This window comes from Microcella sp., from assembly GCF_051860105.1.
GTDB lineage: Bacteria > Actinomycetota > Actinomycetes > Actinomycetales > Microbacteriaceae > Microcella.
In genome coordinates, this window is the sequence record NZ_JBHYEO010000004.1 from 167,568 (window position 1) to 171,239 (window position 3,672).

6 protein-coding genes are annotated in these 3,672 nt (G+C 69.3%); 3 read left to right on the forward strand and 3 right to left on the reverse strand.

What is annotated here, in order from left to right; translation table 11 throughout:
• Positions 1–30 precede the first annotated feature (30 nt).
• Positions 31–528, reverse strand: a complete 498-nt coding sequence (greA, locus tag ACTIE9_RS03855; protein WP_439564257.1) for a transcription elongation factor GreA — start codon at positions 526–528, stop codon at positions 31–33.
• A 66-nt stretch (positions 529–594) separates the two neighbouring features.
• Entirely contained in the window at positions 595–999 is a 405-nt protein-coding gene (locus tag ACTIE9_RS03860) for a DUF4307 domain-containing protein (RefSeq protein WP_439564258.1), read from the reverse strand.
• A 138-nt stretch (positions 1,000–1,137) separates the two neighbouring features.
• On the opposite strand from ACTIE9_RS03860, the gene ACTIE9_RS03865 reads away from it, so the two are divergent.
• The gene (locus ACTIE9_RS03865) at positions 1,138–1,434 is read left to right on the forward strand and encodes a hypothetical protein (RefSeq protein ID WP_439564259.1); all 297 of its coding nucleotides are present in this window, start codon (positions 1,138–1,140) and stop codon (positions 1,432–1,434) included.
• Between the two features lie 6 nt (positions 1,435–1,440).
• Here the strand turns inward: ACTIE9_RS03865 and trhA are convergent, their stop codons facing one another.
• Complete coding sequence (trhA, locus tag ACTIE9_RS03870) at positions 1,441–2,193, reverse strand: PAQR family membrane homeostasis protein TrhA (protein ID WP_439564260.1); 753 nt, start codon at positions 2,191–2,193, stop codon at positions 1,441–1,443.
• Between the two features lie 136 nt (positions 2,194–2,329).
• Here trhA and ACTIE9_RS03875 point away from each other — a divergent pair, with 136 nt between their 5' ends.
• Positions 2,330–3,064 (forward strand): isoprenyl transferase, encoded by a 735-nt coding sequence (locus ACTIE9_RS03875; RefSeq protein ID WP_439564261.1) that lies wholly within the window; start codon positions 2,330–2,332, stop codon positions 3,062–3,064.
• Positions 3,061–3,672 (forward strand): aminotransferase class V-fold PLP-dependent enzyme (locus ACTIE9_RS03880; protein ID WP_439564262.1); only part of this gene is annotated, 612 nt, incomplete at its 3' end. The genes ACTIE9_RS03875 and ACTIE9_RS03880, both read left to right, overlap by 4 nt.

The window sequence follows — 3,672 nt, forward strand, 5'->3', positions numbered from 1 at the left end:
GTCGCGGGGTTATGACCCGCGGACGCAGCTCTAGCCGGTGTAGGTGCTCACGTCGACGATCGTCACAGCGATCTCCTTGCCGTTGGGCGCCGTGTACGACACCGTGTTGCCGATCTTCGCGCCGAGGATCGCCTGGCCGAGCGGGCTCGCCTCGCTGTAGACGTCGATGTCGCTCTCATCGCCGACGATCTCGCGGTTGCCGAGCAGGAAGCGCTCCTCGTCGCCGAGGATCGTCGCGGTGACGACAGTGCCGGGCTCGACGACACCGTGGGCCGTCGGGGGCACGCCGACGACGGCGGTGCGCAGCAGCTCGGTGAGCGTGCGGATGCGCGCCTCGATCTTGCCCTGCTCGTCTTTCGCGGCGTGGTATCCGCCGTTCTCCTTGAGGTCGCCCTCGTCGCGCGCCGCCTCGATGCGCTTGGCGATCTCGGCGCGGCCCGTCGTCGAGAGGTGCTCGAGCTCTGCCGTGAGGCGATCGTGCGCCTCCTGGGTGAGCCACTGCGTGGTCGTGCCCGCGGTGTCGTTCATGGCAATGCCCTCCTGACGCAGCAGAACCGGCCCGCGGGCCGGTTCTGTTTCTCGATTCCGGCGATGCTACGGGAGCCAGCACCGGTAGGGCAAACCCGTGACCGGTCGCTCGGCGGTGCGCAACGACTCGACCAGCACACGCGTGCGCTCGCTCGAGGGCGGCAGATCGACGACCTTCCAGCCCACGATTCCGAAGCTCTCGTTGAGCGCCTGCACCGCGCACGACACCGCCGTGCCGGGGGCGACCGATACTTCCCAGCGCACGTCGATCGAGTTGTCGGTGATGTTCGCGTAACCGAGCTCACGCGTCTCGAGCTCGGCGTTGGTGCCAGAGAGCCCGCCCCACACGACCCAGGCGGTGAAGACGATCGCGAACACGACGCCCGCGACGATCATGGCGGCGCGCGTGCGGCGCTCCGCGTCGGGCGTGCGACCGTAGCGCTCGTCTAGACGCTGCTGCGGTGTCGACACGACTGTCGGGCCTCCTTCGTGCGGCGCGGCACCGGTGAGCCGCTCAGGTGCGATCGCTACCCTTAGGTTCCAGCGTAGAGCGCCGAGGTGAGGGTTCTCTCAACCGGCTCGTCCGTCCGATCGCGAGTGGAGCATCCCGTGACCTGGTACCCCTTCGCAGCTCTGCTGCTTCCGACGGGCATCGGCCCGAACCCGATCGACGAGCCCGGCACGCCGCCCGACTTCGATCCCAACACCGTGACCCCCGGTGTCGCGGGCTTCGTCGCGATCGCGCTCGTCGCCATCGCCGTCATCTTCCTGCTCGTCGACATGACGCGGCGCATCCGTCGCGTGCGCTACCGCGGCGAGATCCGTGAGCGTCTCGAGGCCGAGCAGGCGATGATCGCCGAGGGCGGCCCGGCCGAGCCGGAGCCCGAGCAGCCCGCCGACCGCTAGACCGCGCTACCCGCCGAACGGGGGGTCGAGCGCGACGAGCAGCACGCCCGTCCAGTGGCAGAGGAAGGCCACGACCGTGAGGGTGTGGAAGATCTCGTGGAAGCCGAACACGCCCGGCACGGGGTTGGGCTTCTTCATGCCGTAGATGACCGCTCCCGCCGTGTAGGCGAGCCCGCCGACGATCACGAGCACCATCATGGCCGCGTTCGCCATGAACAGGTCGACGATGTACAGCACGGCGGCCCAGCCGAGCAGCACGTACAGCGGCACGTAGGCCCAGCGTGGCGCCGAGATCCAGAACACGCGGAACCCGATGCCGATGAACGCGCCCGTCCACACGAGTACGAGCAGCAGGTAGCCCTTCTCAGGGGGCAGCGCCATGATCGACAACGGCGTGTACGTGCCCGCGATGAGCAGGAAGATGTTGGCGTGGTCGAACCGCTTGAGCAGGATGCGCGTGCGGTCGCTCCACGTGAAGCGGTGGTAGGTGGCCGAGATGCCGAAGAGCAGCAGCGATGAGAGCACGAAGACGCCGCTCGACCATCGGGCAGCGGGGCCGTCGGCGACGATGATGAGCACGATGCCCAGCACGATGGCGAGCGGGAACGTGCCCGCGTGGATCCATCCCCGCCACGTCGGCTTCTGGTCGAGCGCGGCGTACTCGATCGACTCCTCGAGCAGGGGCACGTTCGGCAGGTCCCTGCCCGGCTCGTCGTCGACGTCGGCCGGGCCGTGCTCAGCAGAGGAGGGGGAGGTCATGCGGCGATGATACGGGAGCGGCATCCGCGGGGCCTCCCGCTTGGATGCCCGCCACAACGCCAGCCCGGTGGACTACCGTAGGCGTGTGCGATCGTCGAGAACTCCCCGGGGTCGCGGCCTTCTCTACCAGCTCTATATGCGCCGCTTGCGCCGGCAGCTGGCCGACGCGACCCACCCGCGCCATGTCGCCATGATCCTCGACGGCAACCGTCGCTGGGCGCGCCTCCGGGTGGGGGGAACGACCGCCCACGGTCACCGCGCCGGTGCCGAGAAGATCGTCGAGTTCCTCCGGTGGTGCGACGAGGCCGGCATCGGCGTCGTGACCCTCTACCTGCTCTCGACCGATAACCTCACGGGGCGCGACACCGACGAGCTGCGCGAGCTCATCGGCATCATCGGAGCCCTCGCCTCCGACCTCTCGACGATCGACGACTGGCGCGTGCAGCACGTCGGCAGCCGTGACGGGCTGCCCGAGCAGCTGCTGGCCGAGCTCGACACCGCCGAGGCGCGCGGCGCCGGCAAAGCGGGGCTGCACGTCAACCTGGCGGTCGGCTACGGCGGTCGCCGTGAGATCGCGGATGCGGTGCGCGCGATCGTGCATCACCACGCGGAGAGCGGCGGCACCCTCGACGAGCTCGCGGAGCTCGTGACGCCCGAGAAGATCGCCGAGCACCTCTACACGGGGGGGCAGCCCGACCCGGATCTCGTGATCCGCACCTCGGGCGAGCAGCGTTTGAGCGACTTCATGCTGTGGCAGAGCGCCCACAGCGAGTTCTACTTCGTCGAAGCGCTCGGCCCCGACCTGCGCGAGGTCGACTTCCTCCGCGCCCTACGCGATTTCTCCCGACGTCAGAGGAGGTTCGGACAGTGACCCCCGAGCTCGACGCCTTCATCGCCGGCTTCTCGGAGGAACCCGGCTACCTCAACCATCCCCGGCTGTCGCCCATCGGCGAGCACGCACTGGCGGAGGAGCGGGCGATGGCCGATGTGCTCTCGCACGCGCGCTTCGGTTCGTTCGCGACCCTCGAGGAGCAGGACGAGCGCGTGCGCACCTCCGTCGCCGCCCTCGTGCGCATGCGACCCGATCAGATCGTCTTCCAGCCCAGCACGAGCCAGGCGCTCATGCACGTGATGTTCGGTCTCACGGGCGGCGTCGCCGCCTCGTCGGGCGAGTTCCCCTCCGTCGGCTATGCCATGACCCGCGCGGCTCAAGCGCTCGGCGTGCTCGTGCCGCACACGATCACCCCGGAGCACGACCGGGTCACGCCCGGCGTGGTCCGCGACCAGCTGGCCGCGTCGGTCGTCGCCGTGGTCGTGAGCCTCGTTGACTACCGCACCGGTCACCTCGTCGACCTGGAAGGCATCCGGCAGGTGATCGGCGACCGCTTGCTGATCGTCGACGCGATCCAGGGCGCCGGCATCGTGGATGCTCCGTGGGAGGTCGCCGATGTGATCGCTTCGGGCGGCCAGAAGTGGCTG